Source organism: Roseovarius confluentis (assembly GCF_002917925.1).
GTDB classification, from domain to species: Bacteria; Pseudomonadota; Alphaproteobacteria; order Rhodobacterales; family Rhodobacteraceae; genus Roseovarius; species Roseovarius confluentis.
In genome coordinates, this window is the sequence record NZ_PPFE01000011.1 from 82,672 (window position 1) to 107,858 (window position 25,187).

Consider the following 25,187-nt stretch of genomic DNA (forward strand, 5'->3'; position numbering starts at 1 on the left):
TTGCGCAGGTTCCGCGTGTTGTTGATGATGGGGGAGCCGATGGCGCAACGCAAGAACCCGTTCAATCGGCATCGGTTTCCGCGAGAGATCATCCTTTTGGCGGTGCGCTGGTACTGTCGTTATCCGCTGTCGTGCCGAGACGTCCGCGACATGCTGAGCGAGCGCGGGGTGACGGTCGACGCCTCCACGATCCACCGCTGGGTCAGGAAGTTCGGCCCCGAGATCCGCGAACGGGCCTACAGTGGCCATCGTTCCTGGCGTGGGTTGCAATGGCATGTCGATGAGACCTACATCCGCGTCGGCGGACGCTGGTGTTATCTATGGCGCGCCGTCGATCAGTTCGGCCAGTTGATCGATTTTCGGCTAACCGCGCGGCGAAATGCCAAGGCTGCAAGAGCCTACTTGCGGCAGGCCCGAGAGACGGTGCGAGCTTCGTTGATTCTGCAGTCGATGTATTCAATTTGTTCGAAGCCGCTGTTCCAAGCTTTGTCCGCCGGCTTGATGACCGTAATGAATGGTCTGACTTTCGTATTGGAAGGGGTGAACCTCAGCCGGAAGTAACCATGCGAACCATTCGCTGATTGCCCAGAAAGCGACAAAAGAGCTTGTCGAGTGATAGTGACCATCGTCCCGGAAGCCTGTTGGCCTAAAGCCAGCTCGTCGCCGTCGATACCACCTTCGTCACAACTGAATTGATGAACGCCGCAGTAAACCGTGTTGCCATCGAAGAGCTCAACGCATTTGTCGTCCTCCGAGACCTCGCACGATAAGGGCTCGTTGAAGATCCCTTGCGCGATACTAATTTCTTTGAACCTGGGGCCCAGATCAGTGATGTCGCTCCGCGAGATTTTGAATGGCAAAAACAGCTTGATCTGTTCCAATCCACCTGGATCGGTTGGCTTAATTCCAATCTCAAAAAAACTCTGATTATCGGTATTGGAAAAGTGCCAAAGGTTAATGTGAAATTCAACGGAAGGTCGCTCTTCTTCAGGCCTCCCGGCTGCGTCTTCGTTTAGCTCGCACCATGCTGCGATGGAATTCAAGTCTGCCATCAAGTTTTGCCCTGCATGTCGTTTAATATGTCTTTCAATGCAACAATTTCGCCTGCTTCGATCATCTTAAAGGAAATTCCCAAACGTGAGGCGAGCTCCTTCGCCCAGTCATGAGCGGCTGTTTGTTGTCGACGGAGTTCCGCGGGTGATCTGCGTGGTCTAAGACGCGTTATATCTTCATTTCTTTGTGCAGAAATCACTTCGGCGTCGCCGGAGACGAAGACAATCAATTCTGGTCCGATCCGTTCAAAAACCTCTACCGGAATGAAGGTCAGACCTTGGGAGCTGTCGATCACAACATGGCCGTCGAGAACAACTACAGAGGCATTCCGGTCGATGGAACGAGCAAGTCCATCTGTTAAGGCACGCTGGTTCACCAGGATATCGTACTCGCGAAGCTGGTCGTGTGGAACGGGGTCAAGTTCAGCGTTTCTCCTGATTTCATCTGATATCAATTTGCTTGCTGAAAGCACCTGTACATCCTCAGACCTAAACGCGCGATTGAGCATCCAGCTCTTTCCGACACCTGAGATACCGGCCACGACAACAATAGGCGGCATCAGACTTCAAACCCGAAACTACATAGTGCGAGTGCGTCTCGCAGCTTGGTGCCTTTCAACTCGGAGATCGACTGCGGCGGATGGGCCGCGAAAATCTTTTTGCTTTTCAACACTTTCAGCGTGACGGGTGGCTCAATGTAATCGATCAGGAGATAGTTGATAACCTTCACAGGATTTTCTGACGTCGCAGAATAATCCAGTAGTTCCCTTTCACTATAGACTGAACGACCGCCCGTTAGGAGCATGAGTTCTTTGGTCGATGTCGCGAGTGACATCTCTTCCAATACACCAACGGCCGTCAGTGCTTGTGACGGGGTATCGTCCGACTTGCCTTTGTAAAAGAACAAGATTGAGCCGGGACCGTCCAAATTCGACTGGGCCCGGCAAAGGTAGACCTTTCTAATTGTGTTACCTGGGCGCCGAGGGCGGTCGGCATCAGCAAATAGGTCCGACTGACGTGCATCCCGCAGATCAGGGTAAAGAACGTCGTGGTATCCTTCTTTGATGGGTATGACAAATCCGCGAACCTCGTTATCGACGATAACCCTTGGGTAGTTCCGCCTATCTGTATCAAAGGCACTTTCACCCTCAACACGTTCAAGCTTTTTGGTCGAGAGGACGCGTTCGAAGATCAGCTCGCCGTCGGCCTTCGTCGCTGTCTTCTGAAACCCGAAGTACTCCAACAGAGCAATCAGAGCCGCCTGTTCAGCATACGCTGTGATGTATGTGAGGTCGTATTGGTTTCGTTGTGCATGCCACAGAATCTTCTTTAGAAGAAGCTCGCCAAGTTTAATCCCGCGCTGTTCCGGACTGACCTTGAAGGTACAGATCTTCAGGATCTTTTCGAATTTTTGCGTAGCATCTGTGTCTGCGCCGGTTTCATCCTTCCTGACGACGAGACCTGCTAGGACATCGTTGTGGTAGACGACCCAACACGGTCGACGTTGGGCGATGCACTTTTTCTGCCACCAGTCGTTGAACTCTGGATAACCCTCGCGCAGGCTGTCAAAGAAGGTGTCGGTTATCGAAATTGTGTGAGCCGATACGTCGTCGACATGAAGGATTGGAACCTCTCGTGGTTCGTAAGTAACCTCGAGTAGTTGAGCCGCATCAGCCACAAATAGTACACGACGAGCAAGATCTGCCGAGTGATTTTGAGCGCGGTCATGCAGGCCCTGATCCTGGGTCACCAGAAAATCGGCGGCCCCAATCTTGAGTGCATGCAGGAGGGTGGCATCGACCTCATCGTTGTGTTTCTTGATCCTCCCGAATTCGTCTGCCAGCGCCTGCTTGGTCAAGCCTTTCACTTTCTCCAAGGTCTGGAATTTTTGTAGTTTACTGAGGGAGATGTCTCGCCGTTTTGTGTTCTTGTCGCGCTTTATATCATCTCGCGCAGCTTCATGCACAAAGACATCCACTTTGTGTTTTGCAGTAAGTTGGGAAAGTTTCGCGTAGGCCGGTTGTACTGTGTGGTTGTCTTCAAGGCCGATGATGACGTTTGTATCAATGAGGTACGATTGTGTACTCATCCTTCAGCGCCCTTCGTAAATCCTGCTTTGCGTATAAAAACGATTGCGGCGGCTCAAACCCGAAACGCTCACGCAAATCGGACAAACTTAGTGGGGACACGAACGGCCTCACGGTGCCAAACTCCAGGGCAAACCCTTCATCTAAACCCTCGAAGTAAGCGTCAAAATCGGGCTTTTCGATGAACGCAACGGACGAATACTGATCCCAAATATCTGAAACAGCCAGCTTCTTCACGCCTTTGATCTCGGCAACACCGACCATGGCTCTGTCAGGAGACGTTGAATAGAGGTAAGCAATTGTTCCCTTTGGTGCCGTCGCAGGAAAACGTCGGCGTAGTTCGACCTTCTTATCCCCAGCCAGAATGCGCGACGCATACTTTGGGCGAATACTAAGGACCACATCACGATGCGGTCGGAATACGTCATCTGAAAACATGGGTAAGATGAGCTGATCATCGTTGTTCAACTCAATGTCGAACAGTTCCAACATGCGAAGTGATAGTGGACTGTCAGAAGAGAAGGCGGCGTTTACGCGCAATGATCCCCCTAAGGCCTCAACGTATTTTTGGAGCGTCGAAACCTGCATGTCCGCCCGGCCGCTTTCGACTTTTGAGACTGCGGCCTGGCCGACATCAAGTCGTTGAGCCATTTGAGCTTGCGTCAGACCGCTCATTTTACGCATGTCTCGCAAAGACTCACCGATTTTCCGAGTTGCATCGGTGTCTTGTGTAGGTCGCACTTCGACGACTTTGCCCTTAAGCTCGCCCATACATCACCTCCGAGGCACTCCGCCTCATAAATTACGATCTCCACTATTCCCTACAGGGAATATATCGGGACATCCAGAAAATATTGTGGTTTGACCCCATTGACCTACCACATAGCGAACCATCGGCTGACTCCTGCGGGACAGTGCTCCGAACGAACATCCGCTCGTCAAAACCCTCAGATCGCCTGATCACTGACTATCTGCTCTGGCAGCGAATGTCAGCAATGGGGGCGCAACCGCGGCATCTCGACTTCGTTTTGAGCGGCAGCTCTGGGCCGTTCACCGCCTGCCGAGGCGACCCAACCTTGAAAGCTGCGCCAGCATTCGGGCTCCTGTGCCGGTCGCCGTGCCGGAAGGAGCTGCAGTTGGCCCTCCCGCAGTATTGGGTCGGCTTGGCAACGCTTGCACACCGAAGAATTGGCGCGCGCGCAGGGCTGCGTATTCCGCGCCAGTCGCACCTCCGATGGCGTGCCGGTTGTATACTTGTTGGCTGCCTGCGAGGCCTCGGGCAAAGGCATAGCTGCCGCCGAAGCCGGCTGAGAGCGCTGGCATCATGATGTTTCCAGAGATCGCCCGAACCAGGAATGGCGTAGCTATGATGAACCCTTTTGCCATCAGCACCATCATGAAGAACGGAATGAGAGCGCCGATATTGGAGGCGCCTTCCGGGTCGCCCAGTTCAGCAAGTAGCGCACGCGAAACACCTGTGATCGTTGCGAACACACCGGCAACAACAATCGGGTACATAGCAAAGGAAATCAGCGCCGAAAGCCAGCGCGCGAAATAATCCTTGGTCACTTCGAAAAGTGTCAGGAAGATCATGATCGGTGCTATCCCGATCAGCAGAGCGATCATGAGCCTGGACGCAACGACGATGAACGCGGCTAGGCCACCGAGGATCGAGAGCAGCAATACCCCGAGGGTGTCCAACAGGGCACCGGCCATCCAGTTCAGTTCAGATCCCGCAGCATTCAAATATTCCCCGAGCGCCGCGATCAGGTCATCGAACTCCTCTGCAAAGGTGCCGGATGGGCCCGGTGACCCACCGCCGACAGAGGCCACGAGCGACCCGGCAATGCTGTCGATCCCGTCCAGGATCGACGCGGCAAGGATGTTGAACTGCACCCAGTTCGTTGCAAAGACACCTATCAGCCCGACTTTCACAGCCAGCCAAAAGGCCGTGCGCCCGTCCATGGCGCGATACTGGTAGATGGTGTTGATGAAAACGAGAATGATAACCAGTGTTGTGCCAAGTACCAGCATCGTTCCGACTGTTGCGGCGATCGCACCGAATTGCGTCTCGGCGGCGGTATTGAGATAGCCTTCAGCCGTTTCCACGAAGTAGGTGACGACACTCATGGAACCCTACCAGTTCCCGGCGGCTTCGCAGATTGGCATGGCTACGCGTCGAAGCTCATTTGCTTGGCGCCGGTATTGGGACGTCGCTTCCACGATGTCCCAGTATTCAGACGAGGCGAAACGCTCGACGTATACGCGTTCGGCTGCTGCCCAAGATGGATACCGCGTGGGACATTCACAGCTTTGGGCTTCAACGATGCGCTGCATACTCTGCGCCCGATAGATTTGTTGGATCAGGAGCCGTTTGTGGGACTCGCGCACATCTATGTTTTGCATCCACTCTGGCTCGGGAGGTTGATCAGGGCAGACATCCGGCTGATTTTCGAGCGTTGGGACCAGGTTCCGCTCGGCCACGCCAGCGGGTGCGCCAAGAACGACCAGCAGGCTTCCGATTGCAACGGCTCGCATCATTCTGATGCTGCCTTCGTATCAGCAATCTCGCGCTTCAGGAAAGTGGTGTAGCCATAGTCGCCAGCCTTGGCAGTGATGACTTCCCACCCTTCCGCGCCGCGCTCGTTCAAGGCGCTTCGCATCGCGTCATAGTCCTTTTGCTTCTTCACCTGGAAAAACAGGATGTCATATTCAAAGGTCTTCATTGGGAAGCTCCGATCTGTTTTGCGCCGGGAAGGTAAAATTCGGTGATGCCGCGCCTGCCGTCGTGGCGACCGGCCTGGATGATCACGTCGATGGAATTCTCGATATATTGGATCATGTCGGCATAGGTCATTGGGATCTCGGTCTTGAGTGCCGCGATCGCAAGCCTCTGCACGGCGAGTTGCGGGGTTTCGGAGTGCAGCGTGGTCATGGACCCGCCATGACCGGTGTTGATCGCCTCGAGGAAGGTCATGGCTTCCTTACCGCGCACCTCGCCAAGGATGATCCGGTCTGGGCGCATCCGTAGTGTAGCGGTGAGCAGCACATCGGCGGTCTGGAACTCCGCATCACGATTGGCGATGAGGGTAACTGCATTTGGTTGGGTCGGCAGAAGCTCGGCGGCTTCCTCTATTGTGACGATGCGTTCTTCGGCAGGCACGTGAGAGAGGATCTTCCGCGCGGCAACGGTCTTGCCGGTGGAGGTGCCGCCCGAGACGATCATGTTCAGCTTGTTGCCGACGCAAAAGGCCAGGGCATCGTCGATCACGCCCGCCGCCACCACTTCGCGTAGTTCCCGGGTTTTCTCGAGGCGGAGTTCTTCAAGCTTTCGTTCCTTGCCATACAGAAAATCGATCGCGATCCCATCGAGCGGCAAGCTTGAAAAGAACCGAAGGCTGATCGACATGGCGGACAGCACGGCGGGCGGGGTGATGACCTGTGCGCGGATCGGCCGGCCCTTGTAGGTGATCGAGACCGATACGATGGGCCGGTCCTTGCTCATGGTTGTGTTGGCGGATGAGGCGATCTGATTTCCGAGGTCCTTCACCTCCATCGCCGTGAGCTTTTGGTCCAACGCCCGCATGAAATGATCCCCCTGGAATTCGCCCCAGCAGGTTCCGTCAGGATTGATGCAGATCTCGATGACATCGTCTCGGGCGGCGGCGTCGATCCGGTCAAGCGAGGTCTGGAGATAGCTCAGCGACATGGGTTCAGAAAATCTCCAGATCGCGGTCGACCATCACCGTCACGCGGGCCCCCTGGTCGACATAGATGACGGGTCCTATCGAAAGGTAGTCGCCAATGACGCTGTCGGTGGCATCGGCGAGATCATCGCCCACGTCTTCGAGAACGTCGGCGGCAGTCTCGCCTTCGACATTGGAGGCGGCGGCGTTCGGCGCGGCGGATATCAGAGAGATCAGCACGGCAGAGCCGAAACGCTCGTCAAATCTGGTATCGACAAAGCCGGTCACACCGGAGCGGCCAAGTTCGTCTCCTCCGAAGGAACTGATCTGGATGGTTTGATTGTCGGGCAGGACGATCCGGTCCCAGGCGATGGTGACCCGGCGCTGTGCGATATCAACGCCGGATCGATAGCGCCCGATAAGACGGGAGCCGCGTGGGATCAGAAGCCGGGAACCGTCGAAGCTGAACACGTCTTCGGAGACGACGGCACGGGTCTGGCCGGGCAAGGAGCTGTCGAGGGCGGTTTCTATGACGGCCTGGATCATCGTGCCCTGGACAATGGTGTTCGATGGATTGGCGATAACCTCGGCCTGCGTGACTGAGGTCGGCAGGGCACCGTTCAGCACAAAATCCGTCACCTCGCCGAAAGTGCGTTCGGTCAAAGCCGTCTCATTCGCGCCCGACGTGCCGCCAAAGGCGATGGTGGGCGAGGTGATGCGGCTTTGCTGAAACGCACGTTCCGCGGCTGCGCGACGTTCGAGGTCCGCGAGCCGTTTCGCTTCCTCTTCGCGGCGGAGCCGTTCTTCTTCCCGCGCGCGTAGCTCGTCCTCGGAAGGCCCCAAAGGTGCGGGAGCAGGACGATTGGCTTCGAGTTGCGCGAGTTCAAGGTCCATGCGCAGTTGCTCCAGCTCGCGATCGCGCGCCGAGAGTTCATCGCGAAACTGCTTCTGCGCGGCTTTTGAGGCGGACTGTAGAGCGGCGATCTGGGTGGTCAGCGCATCAATGGCTTCGGCGGCTGCGGTATCTTCTTCCACCACCGGTTTGGGCGCGTTGCGCAATTCCTCGATCTGGGCCTGAAGGGCGGCAAGCTGCGCCAGAAGCTCGGCGTTGGGTTCCACCGGATCCGGTGCGACCAGCACCACCTCAGGATCAGGCGGAGGGAGGGTTTCTAGCGTCCCGAACCCGTCGCCTTCGTTTTGGAACACGTCCGGCGTGGCCGTGGGCAGGGCTTCCTCTTCTTCGGGTTGGGAGAGGAGATAGAATAGGGCACCGCCCGCGCCGATCACGAGGACGACGACCAAAGCGAGCAGCGGTGAGCGCCGCGGGGCAGCTAGTCGACCTGTTCCTTTGCCTTGTTCAAGGGCGGCGAGGCGCTTTTCTAGGTCCGCGTTTCCGGTGTCGCTCATGAGCCTACCCCCACAGGCGGTGTGGCCTCGATACAGACCACCTCTTCCCCGACCCGCAGAACCCATTGCTTGTTCACACCGGAGACCCGGATCACGCCGTCCTCGGTGGCCTGCGTGTTGACTGTGCGCTCGCGGCCGTTTGCGTAGCGGAAGATCGCGGGCACCGGCGCGTTCCGCGGGAATTCAAAATACGTAAAGGTCCCATCATCCCAGATGCGGGACGGCGTGAATTCGGTGCGCGCGCTGGCACCGTAGTTGTAGTTCGGCGCTTGTGCCGCGACGGCGCGCGTTGGACGGTTGTTGTTCTCGGGGTAACGGAATTGGACCACGTAAAAGGTTGGGCTGCGGGTTTCCTGGACGTTGAAGTAATAGCTTCGCCGGTTCGTGTAGACCGTTACGTTGGTATGAACGCCACGCGCGATGGGTTTGATCGCGAAGGCCTGGCCGCCGGGTACGCCGTCAATCTCAAAGCCCTCGGTGTCGCCTGCGATGATCGAGCGGATGCTCTCGCCTTCGCCGAACTCGACGGTGGTGACATGGGTGAGCGAAACGCTCAGACGGTAGACCTGACCTTCCTGGTAGGTGGCCAAGCGCACCCGGTTGTCGTTGTGCCCGCCGCGCGGGATGGCTTCGGCGAAGGCGAGGTCCGGCAGGAGGGCCATCCAGAAAGCGAACAGGCTGAAGCGAAACACAGTCAATTTTCCAATCTGTCGGAGCGGATGGAATATTCGAGCACGGTGAAGCCGAAGGGATTGGTCCAGACCTCATCGATGGAGCGGCGAGTCTCGGGGCGGAACTGAAATAGTAGGGTGGCTGTGAAAAGACCGGTCTGGACGCCATTGATGGACGAGAGACGTTTGCGCAAGCGCACGGTGGCGCGGCTCAAACCGATGCGATTGATGCTGAGGATTTCCACATCGAGCCGGGCATTGGGGCCATAGACCGTCGGTGGGTAGTTCTCATTGGCGCTGTTCCATATCTGGCGCAATCCGCTCTCGGCCGCCCCGTCCGAGCGGCGCAAGACGCTACGGATGCGCAGATCATTGTCGAGCTGGTTGTAGACCTCGCGGTCGGTCACATAGCGGAAAACCTCCGCGTCGATGACCGCCTGGTTGGCGGTGACCGAAGTCGCGCCCACCGAGGCTTCGGGCAGGGCAAAGCCAGTCTCGGGATCATAGGGCACGACCACAGGCGGTGGATCGACATCGAGGATCGAGACAGCCGCCGCGCTCAGGCATCCGAAGATGCCGAAAATGAGGCCTATGAGCCCAAGGCGCTGCCAGAGGCGCTCGCGCCTGAGCGCTCCATAGACCAGCTCTTCTTCGATGATGTCCTGTTCACTCGCCACGCGTCACACCTCAAATCGGCGTTTCGAAACAAGCCGAAGCGGTTCTTCTCTGCCTCTCGCTTCGCGCGAACGCGAAAACCGATTTTTGATTTTGCAGGTCAATTTCGAAACGCCTTAGTCTGCGCGCAACTCGGGCAGCGTGAAATCCATGAAGCGCTGCTCCTCGGCAATTGTGGCGGCATCGATGACGCCGCCTGTGCCGTCGCCCACGGTTTGCACCGCTTCGAGCTGCCACATGGCGACGAGCGCGATCGCCAGTTCCGCCGTCACGCGCGTATTGAGATCGACGCTTTCCTTCAGTTCATCCATGTCATCGATCAGCCCGACGAGACGGTCGACCCGTTCGAGCGATTGTCCGGTATCCTCGTAACTGTTCTGGGCCGCGGCCGATACGAGCGCGCCCGTCGTCGCTTGCGTCGCCACACGGTTTGCTCCGGGATTGCCGCTGGTCGCCATTTCCGAGAGGGTGTCTTCATCGAAGCCGAGATCGGCCAGCACCCGGTCCATCTGGGTTTCGATCTCGCCCGCGCCGGAACCGGACAGGCCGGAGAAGTCTCCGGTCTTGATGGCCTCGATTGTGGCGAGGATGTCCCCGAACTCCTGGTCGAGCAGGCCGTTGAGCTCGTCTTCCATCTCGGTGCGGATGATTTCCGGCAGTTCGGCAAGGCGGGTGAGGGCCTCATAGGTGCGTTGCAATTCGCCAAGTTGGTCCGTGAGCGTCGCAAGCTGTTCGCGGAGCTGTGTCAGCTGCTCGTTTTGCAGGATCTCGTCCTCGAACATCTGCCGGAGCTGCTGAATGTTTTGCGCGATGTTCTGGGTATCGACGACGGGAACGCCTTGCGCGAGGGCAGGGGACGGTGTGCCGAAATGCAGGCCAATCCCAAGTGTCGTGGCCAAAGCCGTTCTCAGAAAAATCCGTCTCATCAGTCAATCTCCCTGATCGTAAAATCCATGAACGTGTCTTCGGTCATGCGGGCGCTGGCCTGCGCCAGCTCCTCTGCGGAGAGAACGCGGGTTCGCACCGCCTGAAGCCGGATGCGGGCAGCGACGAGACGCACGAGTTCGGCGCGGGCATAGGTGTTGAGCGCGATGCTTTCCTGCATATCTTCGGTCGTGGAAATCCGCGCGACGATGTCCGCAGTGCGCAGGGCTGCCTGCCGGATCGCGGCGGGTGCGTTGTTGCCATAGACGGCCGCGCCATGTCCGGTGATCGAGAGGTTCGCATTGGCCAGAAGTGCGGGGTCGATCGTGCCGAGCGCTTCGATCCCACCGATGCGGCTCAGATAGAGATTGTAGCGTTCGGGGATGACCTGGACGTAGTGCTGGGTCTCAGTGAAAGGCGGCACCCCACCATATTCGAACACCCGGCCGGGTCCGGCGTTGTAGGCCGCGAGCGCGTTGATGATGTTTCCGTCGAAGGTGCTGAGCTGGGCGGCGAGATAGCGCGCGCCACCATGCACCTGCAGGTAGGGGCTGTCATAGTATTCTGGATTGATGCCGAGATCGCTCGCGGTGCCGGGCATGATCTGGGTGAGGCCGAAGGCCCCGACCGGCGAGCGGGCACCGATGGTGAACCTGCTTTCCTGCCAGATGAGCGCCTGCAGCAGGGCCCGCCATTGAACTGAGGAGAGGCCGGCGCGGCCAACGCCGGCAAAGCCGCTCGTCTCCTGGGCGACGCGGACGATAAGCTGCTCGATGTTTTCCGCCGCATCCCCGAACATCTGTGCGCCTCCGGGGTTGGGATCGATTTCGGCATTGCCATAGACGGCCTCGACGGAACGGTCCGGGTCGCCGCTGCCACTTTCCAGCCCGGAGACCATGGCCGGCAGGCCCTGACCGCCAAAGCTGGTCTGGGCATCGAGGATGCGCTGCAGGGTGGCCAGTTGCTCGCGTTCGATCTCGGCGATGAGTTCGCGCACGGCAAGTTTGTCGGCCTGGACAGAAAGGTCGGCCTCGCGATCGCCGGTCTCGACGATATCGCGCGCGGTCAGCCCGCTGTCATCGGTCGGCACGCCTTGGGCGAGACAAAGACCGGGCATCAGGCAAAGCGCGAGGATATGGGGCAGCTTAGACCTCAACGTCACCCTCCGGCGCGCCAAGAGGTGTGTAGGTGCAATCCTGCGCGACGGGTGCAGTCGAGGCGAAGAAAGCGAAGCAATTGGCCTGCGGTTCCTGGTACTGGGCGCAGGAGGCCAGCACGCCGAGTGCGGCGACAAGCAAAAATGTGCGGATCATGAAAGCCTCCAGAAGTCGGGACGGTCGCGGTAATCAGCGCCGACGAGCGCCTCGCCTTTTTCCATTCCGCCGAGAATGGTGAGATTGGGCCCGAGCGCGCTCAGATCGGCATCGACGACGATGGACCCCTGGTCATCGCGGATAAGCGCAAGGCGGCTGTCACTCCCAGTGTTGAGAAGCACATCGAGTTCCTTCTCGTAGAGGTTCAGCATCGCGTAGTCGGACGCATGGGCGCGGATATTGGGCAGCAGGATCTGCGTCGGCACCGCCTCGACGATGGTCTTGCCCGTGCGCGTGCGCTCCAATTGGCTCGCATATTGCGTCATCATCACCGCGACGGTGTTTTGCTTGCGGGCGGTCACGAGCCAGTTGGACAGCCGCTCGGCGAAATAGGCGTTGTCGAGCGCCTTCCAGGCCTCATCGATCACGATGATGGTGGGGCGGCGATCCTCGATCTCGCGCTCCACACGGCGGAAGAGATAGGAGAGGACGGCCATCCGTTCCTTCTCGGACTCGCTGTCGAGAATGCCGGTGAGATCGAAACCCACCACATCGCCTTCGAGCGAGAATGTGTCTTCCAGCGTCTGTCCGAAGATCCAGCCATAGCGGCCCTCTTCGGTCCATTCGAGCAATCGCTGGTGCAGATCGCCGCCATCATCGGTCGAAACAAAAAGCGATGCGAAATCCCGCCAGTTCCGCAGGGCGGGGTTCGTAGCCTGCGCGTTCTGGCGCACCACTTCCTGGATGCGGTTGGTCTGTGCCGGCGTGAGCGGCTTGTCGGCGCGATAGATCAGGGTGGCGAGCCAGTCCGAGAGCCATGCCGTGCCGCGCGCATCTGTCTCCGTCCAGAGCGGGTTGAGGCCTGTGGGTTGGCCGGCGTTCAGAAACGCATAGCGCCCGCCATTGGCGCGGACCGCCATCTCCATACCGAGACGATAATCGAAGACGAAGATCCGCGTCCCTGCTCGACGGGCCTGTGTCATGAGGAATGCCGAAAGCACCGACTTGCCCGAGCCGGGCCTGCCCATAATCAGGGTATGCCCGCTGGTCGGTTCTTTCTCGGGACTGCCTTGCTCGTGATAGGAAAATCGATAGGCGCTCTGCTCAGGCGTGGGCAGATAGGTGATGACCTTGCCCCAGGGGGTCTTCTCCGCCGGTTTGCCGAGCTGCGTCCGGTGAAACGCCGCGAAATCCGCGAAGTTGCGGTTGGTGATGGCACTGGCGCGCACGCGCTTGGGCTGGTTGCCCGGATGCTGGCTCAGGTAATGCGCCTTGGCCGCGACCCGCTCGCCGATCATCTTCACGCCCTCAGTCGCGGCGGCGTTCACGATCTCGGCACTGAGCGTCTGCAGCTCATCGAGCGTATCACAGAAGATCGTTACGACCATATGGTGCTCGCCGAAGCTCTGCCGCTTGGCCTCCAGATCATCGGCGGCGATATCAAGCGCTTCCATCAGCGAGAGGGCGGCGTCCTGGCTGGCCTGCATCTGCCGTTTTTGCCGCTTGATGCGACCCGCCATGAGGTTCGAATTGATCGGTGTGAAGGAGTGCGTGACGATCATGTCGACCGGCAGGTTCAGCATGTCAAACATGGTGCAGGAGGTGGCCTCGGAATATTCCCCGATGGTGAAGCTCTTCCCGTAGCGATGGCCGACGACTCCTTCGGAGAGCTCAAAGTGATCCCCCTGAAACGTCACGCGCGTATTGGCGACGTTGAAGGACAGGAAGCCAAAGGTGTTCGCCGGATAAAGCGGCAATTCCTGGCCGGTATTCAGCGCGCCCAGAAGGCCGATCAACTCGCCAGACTTTGCCGAAAGCACACGCGGGTTCAGCTCCGTCAGGCCCGACACGAACACATTCACAGCCTCGCCCAATCGGCGCAGGCGCTTTTCGGTAGCTTCCTTCAGCCGGTCCGGCGCGCTGCGGTTCAGGAAGGGCAGAACGCTTCTGGGAGGCGGGCGATGAATGATGGTGAGCGTCAAGGTTTTGTCGCGCAGGCCGCTGGTCTCCAGCTTCTCGCGCCAGAGCCGATCTACTTCGCCCGCGAAGCTTTCCTCGCGCACGGACGCGAGGTCCGGCGTGATCGACTTGGAGACCTTGTGGATGTAGTAGCTGAACTCCGGCCCCAGCTGCGCGATGATCCGGGCAAAAAGGGCGGTCACCTTGTCGAGATAGGCATCGTCTGTCGTGTAGCTATTGACCCCATCGAGCCGGATGCACTGGAAGAGCTCGTTCACCCGCGTCCGCACGGTGCGGTCATCGACCAGACTGACATAGGGCAGCATATGCGCGAGGCGGGTTTCGCGGGCATACCAGTCCGGCGTCATCGTGCGGAGATCGAGGGCGTCGTCCAAGGCTTTACTAGGGCGCATAACTGTCCCCGCCGTGAATACTGCGGTTCCGGGTGGGTGGGGTTTCCTGTAGTGCCGTCATCATCACGTCGATGAAACGCGGATCCCAGTCCGCGGCCTTCCAGAGCACCGGGTAGAGCAGAGCGGCCACGCCCAGTATCGCGATATGCTGGACCCAAACGAACAGGAGCACCGAGCCGAAGAGCCAGACCATCGCGTACATGATGGGCAGGCCCAGAAGCTTCGGCGGGCGCACGAGGCCGAGAAAAAGGGGTGAGCGTTCAGCCACGGAAAACCTCAGCCACCAAAGACCGCGGCAACGATGGTGGGAGCGGCGGCGACCCCGGCGATGCCGACAAGCACCCAGAGCGCCTGGCGGAGATCGATGATGTTGAAGAACCAGCTGAGGAAAACGCCGAGGACGGCCAGTGTCGCGATGACAACGCCGAGCGGCCCGGTCAGCGCATCGACGATACCCTGTAAGAGGCTCTGGATCGGGGAGAGATCGATGCTTTGGGCAAGGGCAGGCTCTGCAACGAGTAGGAAGAACGCCAACGAGGCAACAAAAAGGTTTGAAGTCTGTCTCATGAATCTGATCCTTCCAATCGGGCCACGACGGCCATGACACGGGCCACGTGGTTCTGGGTTTCTCGGTAGGGGGGAATGCCGCCGTACTGGCGGACCGCATCCGGGCCGGCGTTGTAGGCTGCGAGGGCAAGACGCGGATCGCCGAACGTCTCCAGCATCATTGCGAGGTAGCGGGCAGACCCGTCGAGGTTCTGAAGCGGGTCATACGGGTCGACGTCCAGAACGCGCGCAGTCGCGGGCATCAATTGTCCAAGACCAATGGCGCCCTTATTTGAGACCGCGTCCTGCCGGTAGGCACTCTCGACCTCGACGTTGGCGCGGTAGAGGGTCAGCCAAGCTCGCACCGAAAGGTCCGCGCGGCGCAGCCCGGGATGGCTTGCGTAGCGAAGTGCGGTGGCCTCGATGGCCGTGAGAACATCGGCGCGGGGCAGGGGAGCAGGCCGCGACATGGCTGCCAATTGAATGTTTTCTGACTCGGCATCTCGTTCACCGAGGATCGCCAGCTCATCAGCAGCGGACCCCTGACCAATGCCGTCATTGTAGTTGCGGGCAAAGCCATCCTGGGAGCGGGACGGGGTCAGAGAGCCATCGCTCTCCATGACCAGTACCATCTGTGCATTGGCGGAACCCGCAAGAAACCAGAATAGGAAGAGGCTACTAGCTGCTGCCCTTGTCGGTTTCAGCCAGCTTTTGCGTGGTCCGCTGGCCTTTTTCGAGTGGCACATCGGCGTGGGAGAAACCAATTCCAATGAGGAAGGACACCACGCCGGTGATCGTCTTGAATTCGCGGATCTTGATGTCGTTATGGGTCGTGCGGGTGCGAGCTGTAACCAGGAGCTTCTCAACGCCCTCGTCAGACACAACGCGCATGATCCAGACCCCATAGTAGCTGGGGCCCTTCTTGTGTGCCGACTCCTGGCAGAGGAGTTCAGCGCTGTAACCACTTTCCACGAGTTCGCGGAAACGTGCCTCCGTAACCACATTTGGTGCTTCGATGTCCCAGCTCATGGCCTGGCTCACGCTCTCTACAAAGGCGCAACCCCAGGCATTCTTACTTGAAGCCCAGAGTTACGATAGTATATTTACGTCCGCAAGGTATAAAAACGTCATAGCGGCCGATTTTCGGTTGCTCAGGTATTAGGCACGTGCGGTGGTATCATTCAAGGAATTAAGGGGTTTGGGTGCCGCTGGATCATCGCTCTCGCGGTTGTTCTCCGCCGCAATTTTCTCAGCATTTCTTGCCGGTTCCGCTGCCGCAGAAACTTGCATTGCGCCACAACCTCCCTTCGTTCCTGGCGATCCAGAGGAGGCTCGAGAGTACAGCGACATCATTCGAAACGACTTCGAACTCTATATTCGCGATATCGAGCTATATTTCCGTTGCCTCGATGACGAACGGGCAAGGGCCTTCGAGGAAGCGCGGGAGGTCAGTGCGGCATATGGGCGGTTCTTGAATTTGATCGCGCCATGATTTGAGCCATGCCTCTCTGGCAGCATCAGTATCTTGGTTTAAGAAGGTCCATGGGCTCTGTGTCCAGCGCCGCTGCGATGGCCTCGATCATGTCGATCGTCGCCGCATGTTTTGCATTCTCGATCTTGCCGATATAGCCGCGATCAATATCGGCTATGTGTGCAAGCATTTCCTGGCTGATCCCCTTGGAGCGGCGGATCTCCTGAATGTTCAAACCAAGTTGTATCCGCAGCGTCATGCCATAGGCAGAGCCACGATGTAGAACATTTCACCACGCAATATATTCTACAATCGGCTTTCCAGCTATTGCCTTTCATAAAAAACTTGTGGAATTGGCATGCGCCGCCGCATAGGGCGAGAGAGGTTAACATCGTACAAGCCAAGGTTGGGCTGTCGTCAAGCAAAGCGAAGCTGCGTCAAACACAACCGCAGGGAGCCAGTTGAAAAAGCGATACGTTTCCTGAAATTCTTGAGCCACTGCGGAAAGGGTGCATCCGGCGCACTGATCTTCCTAATAGCGATTAATCAGACTGGAGGACGGGCCAAGGTCAGCGAAAGGCCTGTCGAATCCACAAGAGTGCAGTGTGAGAGATGCATGGAACCAACGCAGAAGGTATGGTGATCGCCCGGCTCATTGGCGAAGACTCTGAGAAAACCGTCGCTTGGTTGTATCGCTGGGAAACTGGCGGGCTAGGGTTGCTCTGGACGAGTGCGGATCGGCGGGTTGCTTACATCGACAGGCGCATCGAACCGGAGGTCCTAACGCAGGCAAGAACCGTTGGTGATCTGAAAATCGCAGACTTCCTAAACGCTCTTCCAGTGAGCGAACCCGAGGCCCGCTAACGGATGTATCAGCCACGTGAAATTATAAACTATTGTATATTTAAGGTGACAAAAGTATATAATTGCCTAGGATTGTCGTGGTTTCAAAACTCGGAGCGCGCAGGTGATTCCAGCACTGAAAATGATTGCCATTGTACACATCTCGGCTTTGGGGATTTTGTTTTCTCTGTTGCCGAACCGTGCGATGGCGCAAAGCTATCCGATCGATTGTGCAATTCTTCTTTGCCTCTCTGGTGGTTGGCCTTCGTCCGAACCATGCGCACTGGCTCGTGCTGAGTTCATTCGCAGGATAACACCGTGGCCTGTAGAGCCGCCGCTGCAGATCTGGCGTTGTCCGATGGGCGCCTCTTTCGAACCCGAACCAGGTTCGGCATCAGGTCTGGAGGTTCTAGAGGCCCGCTCGAAGCTTGAGGACCTTAGCCTTATTCGATCCCCGCTGAAGGCCGTGCGGGTTCGATCGCAGCTTGGGACTTTCTCGCGCGGGGCGGCCTTGTTGCACGCGGTGGGTGCCGAAAGTAGTTCCCTCCGGTTGGTTCAGGATCGTGCCGATATCGACATCGGTGGACCGGAATTCGATTTTGTGCGGTCCATTCGAGTCTTCGATGTACGCTACGCGTCACAAAGGCTGGTCGGCGAGGGCGAAGTTTGCAGGCGCTATGCAAGTGTCTACCTCGGTACGTATGGTCGCCAAGGTGGCTTTTCATGGCACGTTTCTTCTCCGGAGGCACTGCCCTCAGCTCACTCCGGACTGGAAGGCTGGGGAAAAAACTGCCCGCAGATTTCCAACCGGTCTGTCTTTGTGGATTGGCGGGACTTCGACGGTAACTACGGGTTTGAACAGGTCGCGTATTAGCGTCGTTCGCCTCGCTGCTTGCTGATTGAGGGACGTCTACCATGTGGGAGTTGTCGATCCTTGGGCGACGCAAGAGTTACCAACAGATTCTGGGGATAAGTCGCGCATAACTTGACACTTATAAATTGTAAGCCCAGAGCACTTAAGCCGAAACTTTTGGCACGATGAAAAAATAGGCAAAGGTGTCGGAAACTTTCCCAAGGCAATAGAGTCAATGAATTTTTCGAGCTCAGAAATCTCTGGGTTTCCAAGTGTGCACCAACTCGCGTGGCGCATCTTCGGTGATGAACTCCCCTTCAAGTTGGTAGGTTTGGCCGCCTCCTTCATGATCAGCGTGTCCAGTGTCAGATCCGATACAGCGCGTCTCAGCTGCTCATTCTCCTTCTGGAGCCGCTTCAGTTCCTTCAATTGATCTACGCCCATTCCCGAGATGCTACCCGAAGGTGCCCAAAGTTTTATTGGAAAAATCGACGAAGAGATCTCCGTCAGCTTCGAGATTAAGGGACGCTACGGCATCAAGTGCTCACCGCATTACGCCATGGGCATGGTGATGATTATCGACGTAGGGGACGTCGACGATGCGACGCCGCTGCCGGATGCAGTGCCGCGACGTGCGCGTGAGCGGATGTCAAAGATTCTTATGACTGGCGAATAATACCCAGAACGCGGTTGTCCGTAGGTGAAGCGGACCCTCGTTCATAACCCAGCGAAGGTCTGAAAAGTCCGCACAGCGGACCTCGGAGGGAAGTGAGAGCTTCGCAGGTACGGCGAACGGCAGCTCTGAGCCCAAAGGTGGCTTCACGATCCTTCGCTCTTAGGTTTCAGCGCCTTCTCAATTTTCCTGAAGCTACTCTTGATCCAAGACTGTTCATGGTTTCAGGTGAATGATCCATGAGGAGACCCCATGACACGCACAACACCTTTATGTCTTCTGGTGACTGCGCAAGGCGTCGTCAGCGCGGCATCGCTTGTCGTGGAAATCGTAGCAGGGCGCATGCTGGCGCCGCATGTCGGTATGTCGCTTTACACATGGACCGCGGTGATTGCTGTCGTCCTTGCGGGGTTTTCTGCTGGGCACTGGTGGGGCGGTCGGCTGGCCGAGAAACCGGCGCCAGTGTCCCTCAGATGGACCGGCGGTGCTATGCTTGCCGGTGCAATCACGACGGGCGGTGCTGTCCTGTTACTGCCCGCCGTGGCGGGTTGGGTGCTCCACGTGGTGCCGCAGCAGATTTGGAGCATTACGGCACTCACGGCACTGGTGTTCTTCCTGCCTTCCTTCTTCGCAGGAGTGCCGGCGCCGGTTCTCGCCATGATCGCGGTGACAAGCACGGACAGGACAGGGCCGGCCCTCGGCGCGATGTTCGCCTCTGGGGCCATCGGAGCTATCGCCGGAACCCTCCTCGCCGGTTTTTTCTTCATCTCATGGCTCGGCTCGTCCGCAACGCTTGTAGTCGTGACTGCGGTTTACCTTGTCTCAGGTCTGCTGTTTTTCCGTCTGGGAGGATGGAGCGGAACCGGCGCGGAATTTCTCGCGTCACTCGTGGCGCTCGGCACGGCCACCCTCGCTTTGAACGCACCAGCCCCTTGCGATCGCGAAAGCCGTTACTTCTGTCTTCGTGTCGAAGATATTTCGGCAAATCCGTCAGACCCGGTGCGCCTAATGGTCATCGACCATCTGGCGCATGGTATCAGCGCGGCGAGGCTGCCGGAGGTCCAGTTTACGGAACACACCGCAATGCTCGACAGGCTTTCGATACTCCGTGCTACTCGGGCCGAGTTCACCAGTTTTCATATTGGCGGCGGCAATTATGCCGTTCCGCGCGCCTTTGCGGCACGCGGGACCGGAGAGATAACCGTGGCCGAGATCGACCCTGCGGTCACACAGATGGCTGCTGAGTCTTTCTGGTTCGATCCAGCCTCCGCCACGGTCCTGCATGAAGACGGGCGTCACGCATTGCTCACAAGGCCAGAGGCGCGCTTTGACATCATCATTGGAGATGCCTTCACGGATGTCGTGGTGCCGGTCCATCTTGTGACACGCGAGTTCTTTGAGCTTGCAGCGAAACGGCTGTCAGATGGCGGCAGTTTCCTGATGAACGTGATTGACCACGAGGACAGGCTTGGCGCCCTCGCCTCGATTGTCGTGACGATGCAGACCGTTTTCCCAGTGGTCGAGGTTTGGGCGGAGCAAGTTCAGCCAACGCCCGGCCAACGTATGGTGTTTGTGGTCGTGGGCGGCGATGTGCCAACTCAAAGCGATAGCTTCCTCGCAAGCGCGCCCAACCAAAAAGCTTTCGGCGCGCTTTCAGACGAAATGGTCGCAGAAATGGCGGACCGACATGGCCGGGTTTTGACCGACGATTTTGCGCCGATCGACCGCCTCATGGGGCTCACCGATTGATCTTGCGTAACACGAGATGGAGATCGAATTCGCTAACTTTCGGTCTGCCCGTAGAGCGGTCACCAGGCATGAAGTACAACGCTGTGATGAAGCTAGAGGCAGATTTGTCCGCCTTGCCGACCTTAATGCACCTTACGGCGAAAGTCGGGGTTGAGCCTAATTTGACCGGTGCTTCAGTTTGTTCAAATGGTGGCAATGTGTGTTATGCAACCTAAATTGCAGGCGGAACTCAACAGAGCCCGCACATGCTGCCATCATTTGCGTGAAATTTCATGTCTTCTGTTTTTTCGGGCACTGATGCTGACATAGGCAATCGAACCTGCATAATGTTCCGATGAAGCAAAAGCGACATGACTGGACCTATAGACGCTTTCACCAAGCTCTGGGCGTGTAGGAATAGGATCGGGACGGGACGAGCAGCCCATCTTTGTCTTCACGTGTACGAATCACAAAGGATGCGTTTGAAACATGCAGGCACTACTTTTTGAGATGGAGCCACGCGACGGCCATGAAGATCACTATTTCCGGCACGCAACAAAACTCCGTCCTATTTTGATGCAACATGACGGCTTGATTTATATTGAGCGGTTCAAGTCTCTGTCCCGCCCGAAGGTCATCCTCTCTCATTCACTCTGGCGCGATGAGGCATCAATTGCGCGATGGAGAACGGACAGGGAGCACCACAAATCTCAGAAGGCAGGACGGTTCGAGCATTTCAAAGACTACCGCATTCGAATTTCGCATACGTTGCGTTATCAGGAACCGAATTCCGAGGCTGAAGAATGGAGCAATGACGGTTCATATACTACATCGCACCGGACAACAGACCGTTTTGTCGTTATTCTCAGGCGCCCAAATCAGCTAGCGACACAGGAAGGCGAAACCTTCGCCAGTGTGACAGAAACAAAATCTTACCTAAGTATTATTGAAGTTGGCAACGAAGGCGACGGGCGATCAAAGATCGACGAAGCACTCAATGGTGGCAACGTCTTGACTGCGCTCCTCGCCCGCGTGTCAAGAGACTACGGAATGTACGACCGTGCTGAGGCCCCTCAATATTTTGAACCGGTCGAGAATGGCGAATGACGCCCAAAATCGCTATTCCAGCGAACTTAGCGAATGACGGAAAAAACGCATAGCAGACCTTCATGCTCTCGTAGCGGAGGTATGCGATGAGCCCAAACTGAAAGTTGCTGCAACTTTCACGTATGACCGCTTCTCTGACGCCCTACTTTAGGTCCGGCCACGTATCGCTCAGTCGGTAGCCCTCGGGCCACGGGTCGGAGGGGTCTAGCATGTATTGATGCGTGCCGGTGATCCAGCCGCGGCCGGAAATCTCGGGAATGATCGCCTTGGTGTTGCCCACTTGGACTTCTGCGACGATCTTGCCGGTAAACGTCGAGCCGATAAGCGAGGTTGCTTCGAAGTCGTCGCCGACTCCCATCTCCTTCGCCGCATGAAGCAAGGCCATCCGCGCCGAAACCGAGGTGCCCGTCGGCGATCGGTCGATCTTGCCGGGTTGAATTGCCACGGCAGAAGCCGCCTTGAGTCGGCCCGCCTTATTGCGCAGTGGACCGGCAAAGAGGCAGAAGGATACATGGGTCCATTCCGGGTTCGTGGGGTGGTGGAAGTTGTGGCTGGCGTTGAAGGCGTTGGTGATCTTGACGCCGAGCTCGGCAAGCTTGCGTGCCTCTTCGGGCTTGAACTCCACGCCCAACGCCGCCGCATCGACCACTACAAAACTATCACCACCATAGGCCGTGTCCACCGTGACGGCACCAAAACCCGGTACATCGAGTTTGATACCTCGCTCGCCAGCAAAGGAGGGCACGTTCTGCACATTTATGCGCTCGGCCTTCCCTCCCTTGCATTCGGCGCGGACACGCACCAGCCCGCCGGGGGCTTCTAGCACCATATGCGTCTCGGGTTCTGTCATGGGAACGATGCCGCTATCCAAAAGCACCGTGGAAACGCAGATGGAATTGGAGCCGGACATGGGCGGAGTGTCCTCGGGCTCCATGATGATCCAGGCCGCCTGAGCTTCGGGATGCTTAGGCGGCACCAGCAGGTTCACATGGCGGAAAACGCCGCCGCGTGGTTCGTTCAAGACGAAATTCCGGAGCGTTTGGTCTTGGGCGATCCACGTCCGCTGATCCCACAGCGTCTCGCCCGGAGGCGGAGAGACCCCACCGACAATAACATCCCCCACCTCGCCCTCGGCGTGGCAGGAAACCACATGGATTGTTTTCGTGCTGCGCATTTTGCTTTTATCGAGTGGCTTCGTGGAAATTGCGAGTGTATTCGGACCTCGCCCCGACGAGTCTCAGCCCTGGCGGTGGTAAAAGCAGACGTCGCCCTACCAACCTAAACAGGCAGCTTTGTCCGCACAGCCGACATTCACGCAGCTTGCGGCGGACGTCTGGAAGGAGCCCATCCCTGCCTGAATATTATTGGGTGGGAGACGGCCTTGCCTTAATCATGTCAGTTTCAATACCTAAAAAAACCGATTATCTTGGAGTTGAAAGCATCATGTTCATAGTGTCACTTCGCGGAAGGTTTGGAACCATAATTGCGGTTCAACTCTGTCTGCTTTCTATAGCATTGACTGTTGTTCTTTTCAGCTCATCCATTTTGGGGCTTCAATTGACAGCGGTTGCTGCATTTTTGGTGGGATCATTTTTGACCTTGGCACATATGGGCTGGAACAAGGAAAAACTGATCTTTAACAGTCAAGTGAACCGAGAGTTTGCATATCCGCCTGCGTCCAAGAAAGAGAAATGGATGGCGTGTTATCAGTGGACGCAGGTTATCTTCTTCTTCTGCGGAGGTCTCTTGGTAGCTTTATCAGGAAAGGATAAAATCGCTCACCCAACCGGAGTAATTGCTGTCGGCTTTTTCCTTGGATGCCTTAGTGTGATAGATGTCATTCATCGACTTTCCCGCAAGCGCGACCACTAACTCCACGCTTTTGCTGTCGGGCTGAATCTGATCGCGCTGCACGCGACTTTCACCGCGTCGCAGACCTTGGACCGTCTCGGGGGCCTGGCAGGTACGGCAGCGCAAATCGGAACAAAAGCGGCGGGCATTCAGTTCAACCCGCATTAGGCTCAAGCCAAGGGACAGCAGAATAAAGTAGACCCACGCGTACATTGGATACGCGTTTTTCCTGACGTTCGTTTTGGGTGTTGTGCTCGTAGCAGAGTGACTTGTCGCTCACACTGGCAATTTACAGGCAGTCTTGTGGCTATTTGTGCCTTTCACTCGGTTGTTCCACGCCAACGGACAGCAGCTTTTTCGCCGTTCCCCACTTTGCGAAATACCTCCTGGCTTCGTCATTTAGGCCGTATTGCGCCGCGTAGGCAGCAAGGACCCGCTCTGCTTCTTCCAGTCGTTCTTTGGTCATCTGCAACCCTCCTGTGCAGGGAGTGTCGCATCAAAAAGTTAATAAACCGTTGCTACGACGCAGATTGGCCGAGCACCTCGCCAAGCGGAAAGAACTTTGGGAAGCGCGGGCGAATAACGCGCGGAATCCGCGCGAAACTCCGGCGCGTCCGAAAGGTTCCGCAGGCGAGACGGAGACAACCACCGGGGTTTCACGCCGTAGGGTTCAAGAGGCGGTGTCGCCCGCGCCTATGCGCAAATCCCGTCAGCGCGGGCCATTCAAAGTGCACGTGAACTATAAATTAAGCCAGAGTTAGCGCAAAATCACGGCGCTGAATTCGCACGTTGACGTCTCCAAGAATAGCGCAGATCCTAAGGTCGGGAGGTTAGTGCTATGGAAAGAAACCGTGTGCACCTTGAGGGCCGATCCCTTGATCTTCTTCGAAAGATCAAATCTGGCGGTCAGCCATATTTCGATAGAACGAAAGTGGAGCCTTTAATCGACTGCGGTCTCGTCAGAATCGGCGAATTCGGACGCGTGGTGATCACGAGGTCTGGCTCCAAGTTTCTTGATTCGAAAAAACTCGTAAGTTGATGGCGTCCAACCTGTTGGTCATCCAGCGGTCTGGCGTATCCGAAACGGATAGGCTTGCAATTAGTCTATTCGGGTCTGTTGCATTAACCTCTTCGATTGCGCAGGTTCCGCGTGTTGTTGATGATGGGGGAGCCGATGGCGCAGCGCAAGAACCCGTTCAAGCGGCATCGGTTTCCGCGAGAGATCATCCTTTTGGCGGTGCGCTGGTAATGTCGTTATCCGCTGTCGTGCTGAGACGTCCGCGACATGCTGGGCGAGCGCGGGGTGACGGTCGACGCCTCCACGATCCACCGCTGGGTCAGGAAGTTCGGCCTCGAGATCCGCGAACGGGCCTACAGTGGTCATCGTTCCTGGCGTGGGTTGCAATGGCATGTCGATGAGATCGACATCCGCGTCGGCGGACGCTGGTGTTATCTATGGCGCGCCGTCGATCAGTTCGGCCAGTTGATCGATTTTCGGATAACCGCGCGGCGAAATGCCAAGGCTGTAAGAGCCTTCTTGCGGCAGGCCCGAGAGACGGTACGACTCTACCACCCGCTGACGATCGTCACTGACAAGGCGCACAGCTATGCGAAGGTGATCGGTGAGATCAATGACCGGCTCGGGCCGGAGGATGTGATCCGGCACGTCGATCGAAAGTACCTGAACAACCGGATCGAGAGCGATCATGCTGCCCTGAAGCAGCGACTGCGACCGATGCGTGGTTTCCGAACCATGGCCGGAGCGAAGGCTGCCCTCGCTGGGATCGAAACCTTCCGCACGATCCGAAAGGGCCAATTCGAGAACTGCAAGACCGGAGTTGCAAACGAGATCGACTTCGTCGCCAAGCTCTTCCCGGAAGCTGCCTGAAGGATGGGGTTCCGCCTCCTAGTGTGCGGCTCTCATGTTA

At 57.4% G+C, this 25,187-nt stretch carries 26 protein-coding genes and 3 pseudogenes; 8 read left to right on the forward strand and 21 right to left on the reverse strand.

Features of this window, described 5'->3' with window-relative positions; all coding sequences use genetic code 11:
- Window positions 1-39 precede the first annotated feature (39 nt).
- Window positions 40-429 (forward strand): annotated as a pseudogene (locus C2I35_RS18565) (IS6 family transposase); the annotation flags it as partial.
- Between the two features lie 622 nt (window positions 430-1,051).
- Here C2I35_RS18565 and C2I35_RS18570 read toward each other — a convergent pair.
- The 17 genes from C2I35_RS18570 to C2I35_RS18650 form a co-directional block, all read right to left on the reverse strand.
- Window positions 1,052-1,612, reverse strand: coding sequence for an ATP-binding protein (locus C2I35_RS18570; RefSeq protein ID WP_103764546.1), 561 nt, complete (start codon window positions 1,610-1,612; stop codon window positions 1,052-1,054).
- Window positions 1,612-3,141: a GNAT family N-acetyltransferase gene (locus tag C2I35_RS18575; RefSeq protein ID WP_103764547.1), complete on the reverse strand. Its 1,530-nt coding sequence runs from the start codon at window positions 3,139-3,141 to the stop codon at window positions 1,612-1,614. Before C2I35_RS18575 ends, C2I35_RS18570 begins: the two co-directional genes overlap by 1 nt.
- Window positions 3,116-3,910: a helix-turn-helix domain-containing protein gene (locus C2I35_RS18580; RefSeq protein ID WP_103764548.1), complete on the reverse strand. Its 795-nt coding sequence runs from the start codon at window positions 3,908-3,910 to the stop codon at window positions 3,116-3,118. The genes C2I35_RS18575 and C2I35_RS18580 overlap by 26 nt, the downstream gene beginning before the upstream one ends.
- A 279-nt stretch (window positions 3,911-4,189) precedes the next feature.
- Window positions 4,190-5,269, reverse strand: a complete 1,080-nt coding sequence (locus tag C2I35_RS18585; protein WP_103764549.1) for a TrbL/VirB6 family protein — start codon at window positions 5,267-5,269, stop codon at window positions 4,190-4,192.
- A 407-nt stretch (window positions 5,270-5,676) separates the two neighbouring features.
- The gene (locus tag C2I35_RS18595; protein WP_103764551.1) at window positions 5,677-5,865 is read right to left on the reverse strand and encodes a hypothetical protein; all 189 of its coding nucleotides are present in this window, start codon (window positions 5,863-5,865) and stop codon (window positions 5,677-5,679) included.
- Entirely contained in the window at window positions 5,862-6,848 is a 987-nt protein-coding gene (locus C2I35_RS18600; RefSeq protein WP_103764552.1) for an ATPase, T2SS/T4P/T4SS family, read from the reverse strand. The genes C2I35_RS18595 and C2I35_RS18600 overlap by 4 nt, the downstream gene beginning before the upstream one ends.
- Before the next feature lie 4 nt (window positions 6,849-6,852).
- Complete coding sequence (locus C2I35_RS18605) at window positions 6,853-8,232, reverse strand: TraB/TrbI/VirB10 family type IV secretion system protein (protein ID WP_103764553.1); 1,380 nt, start codon at window positions 8,230-8,232, stop codon at window positions 6,853-6,855.
- Window positions 8,229-8,894 carry a TrbG/VirB9 family P-type conjugative transfer protein gene (locus C2I35_RS18610; protein WP_103764625.1) on the reverse strand — a complete coding sequence of 222 codons (666 nt, stop codon included), beginning with the start codon at window positions 8,892-8,894 and terminating at the stop codon, window positions 8,229-8,231. Before C2I35_RS18610 ends, C2I35_RS18605 begins: the two co-directional genes overlap by 4 nt.
- Before the next feature lie 32 nt (window positions 8,895-8,926).
- Window positions 8,927-9,580: a VirB8 family type IV secretion system protein gene (locus C2I35_RS18615; protein ID WP_103764554.1), complete on the reverse strand. Its 654-nt coding sequence runs from the start codon at window positions 9,578-9,580 to the stop codon at window positions 8,927-8,929.
- A 114-nt stretch (window positions 9,581-9,694) separates the two neighbouring features.
- Window positions 9,695-10,504, reverse strand: a complete 810-nt coding sequence (locus C2I35_RS18620) for a type IV secretion system protein (RefSeq protein ID WP_103764555.1) — start codon at window positions 10,502-10,504, stop codon at window positions 9,695-9,697.
- Entirely contained in the window at window positions 10,504-11,619 is a 1,116-nt protein-coding gene (locus C2I35_RS18625) for a lytic transglycosylase domain-containing protein (RefSeq protein WP_425442945.1), read from the reverse strand. Before C2I35_RS18625 ends, C2I35_RS18620 begins: the two co-directional genes overlap by 1 nt.
- Before the next feature lie 28 nt (window positions 11,620-11,647).
- Window positions 11,648-11,815 (reverse strand): hypothetical protein, encoded by a 168-nt coding sequence (locus C2I35_RS22215; RefSeq protein WP_170067260.1) that lies wholly within the window; start codon window positions 11,813-11,815, stop codon window positions 11,648-11,650.
- Entirely contained in the window at window positions 11,812-14,187 is a 2,376-nt protein-coding gene (locus tag C2I35_RS18630) for a VirB4 family type IV secretion/conjugal transfer ATPase (protein ID WP_103764556.1), read from the reverse strand. The genes C2I35_RS22215 and C2I35_RS18630 overlap by 4 nt, the downstream gene beginning before the upstream one ends.
- The gene (locus tag C2I35_RS18635; RefSeq protein ID WP_057796642.1) at window positions 14,177-14,455 is read right to left on the reverse strand and encodes a VirB3 family type IV secretion system protein; all 279 of its coding nucleotides are present in this window, start codon (window positions 14,453-14,455) and stop codon (window positions 14,177-14,179) included. Before C2I35_RS18635 ends, C2I35_RS18630 begins: the two co-directional genes overlap by 11 nt.
- A gap of 8 nt (window positions 14,456-14,463) precedes the next feature.
- Entirely contained in the window at window positions 14,464-14,754 is a 291-nt protein-coding gene (locus C2I35_RS18640; protein WP_103764557.1) for a TrbC/VirB2 family protein, read from the reverse strand.
- Entirely contained in the window at window positions 14,751-15,365 is a 615-nt protein-coding gene (locus C2I35_RS18645; RefSeq protein ID WP_103764558.1) for a lytic transglycosylase domain-containing protein, read from the reverse strand. Before C2I35_RS18645 ends, C2I35_RS18640 begins: the two co-directional genes overlap by 4 nt.
- A 46-nt stretch (window positions 15,366-15,411) precedes the next feature.
- On the reverse strand, window positions 15,412-15,762 hold the full coding sequence (locus C2I35_RS18650) for a hypothetical protein (RefSeq protein ID WP_103764559.1): 351 nt from the start codon (window positions 15,760-15,762) through the stop codon (window positions 15,412-15,414).
- Between the two features lie 214 nt (window positions 15,763-15,976).
- On the opposite strand from C2I35_RS18650, the gene C2I35_RS18655 reads away from it, so the two are divergent.
- The gene (locus C2I35_RS18655) at window positions 15,977-16,225 is read left to right on the forward strand and encodes a hypothetical protein (RefSeq protein ID WP_103764627.1); all 249 of its coding nucleotides are present in this window, start codon (window positions 15,977-15,979) and stop codon (window positions 16,223-16,225) included.
- 25 nt (window positions 16,226-16,250) lie between these two features.
- Here C2I35_RS18655 and C2I35_RS18660 read toward each other — a convergent pair whose 3' ends face one another.
- On the reverse strand, window positions 16,251-16,463 hold the full coding sequence (locus C2I35_RS18660) for a helix-turn-helix domain-containing protein (RefSeq protein ID WP_103764560.1): 213 nt from the start codon (window positions 16,461-16,463) through the stop codon (window positions 16,251-16,253).
- 726 nt (window positions 16,464-17,189) lie between these two features.
- Here C2I35_RS18660 and C2I35_RS18670 point away from each other — a divergent pair.
- On the forward strand, window positions 17,190-17,921 hold the full coding sequence (locus C2I35_RS18670) for a hypothetical protein (protein WP_425442946.1): 732 nt from the start codon (window positions 17,190-17,192) through the stop codon (window positions 17,919-17,921).
- Window positions 17,922-18,230: 309 nt separating this feature from the next.
- On the opposite strand, the pseudogene C2I35_RS18675 reads toward C2I35_RS18670, so the two are convergent.
- Window positions 18,231-18,317 (reverse strand): annotated as a pseudogene (locus C2I35_RS18675) (response regulator); the annotation flags it as partial.
- A 34-nt stretch (window positions 18,318-18,351) separates the two neighbouring features.
- On the opposite strand from C2I35_RS18675, the gene C2I35_RS18680 reads away from it, so the two are divergent.
- The 3 genes from C2I35_RS18680 (at window position 18,352) to C2I35_RS18690 (ending at window position 21,408) form a co-directional block, all read left to right on the forward strand.
- On the forward strand, window positions 18,352-18,576 hold the full coding sequence (locus C2I35_RS18680; RefSeq protein WP_103764562.1) for a plastocyanin/azurin family copper-binding protein: 225 nt from the start codon (window positions 18,352-18,354) through the stop codon (window positions 18,574-18,576).
- Window positions 18,577-18,825: 249 nt separating this feature from the next.
- Window positions 18,826-20,322 carry a fused MFS/spermidine synthase gene (locus tag C2I35_RS18685; RefSeq protein WP_103764563.1) on the forward strand — a complete coding sequence of 499 codons (1,497 nt, stop codon included), beginning with the start codon at window positions 18,826-18,828 and terminating at the stop codon, window positions 20,320-20,322.
- Between the two features lie 468 nt (window positions 20,323-20,790).
- A complete protein-coding gene (locus C2I35_RS18690) occupies window positions 20,791-21,408 on the forward strand; it encodes an antibiotic biosynthesis monooxygenase family protein (protein WP_103764564.1) in 618 nt (205 codons plus the stop codon).
- 142 nt (window positions 21,409-21,550) lie between these two features.
- Here C2I35_RS18690 and C2I35_RS18695 read toward each other — a convergent pair whose 3' ends face one another.
- Window positions 21,551-22,582: a trans-3-hydroxy-L-proline dehydratase gene (locus C2I35_RS18695; protein ID WP_103764565.1), complete on the reverse strand. Its 1,032-nt coding sequence runs from the start codon at window positions 22,580-22,582 to the stop codon at window positions 21,551-21,553.
- Between the two features lie 194 nt (window positions 22,583-22,776).
- Here C2I35_RS18695 and C2I35_RS21975 point away from each other — a divergent pair, with 194 nt between their 5' ends.
- Window positions 22,777-23,280 (forward strand): hypothetical protein, encoded by a 504-nt coding sequence (locus C2I35_RS21975; protein WP_146050080.1) that lies wholly within the window; start codon window positions 22,777-22,779, stop codon window positions 23,278-23,280.
- Between the two features lie 286 nt (window positions 23,281-23,566).
- Here C2I35_RS21975 and C2I35_RS22220 read toward each other — a convergent pair whose 3' ends face one another.
- Complete coding sequence (locus tag C2I35_RS22220) at window positions 23,567-23,725, reverse strand: hypothetical protein (RefSeq protein ID WP_170067261.1); 159 nt, start codon at window positions 23,723-23,725, stop codon at window positions 23,567-23,569.
- Between the two features lie 708 nt (window positions 23,726-24,433).
- On the opposite strand from C2I35_RS22220, the pseudogene C2I35_RS18705 reads away from it, so the two are divergent.
- Window positions 24,434-25,147 (forward strand): annotated as a pseudogene (locus tag C2I35_RS18705) (IS6 family transposase).
- Window positions 25,148-25,187 lie beyond the last annotated feature (40 nt).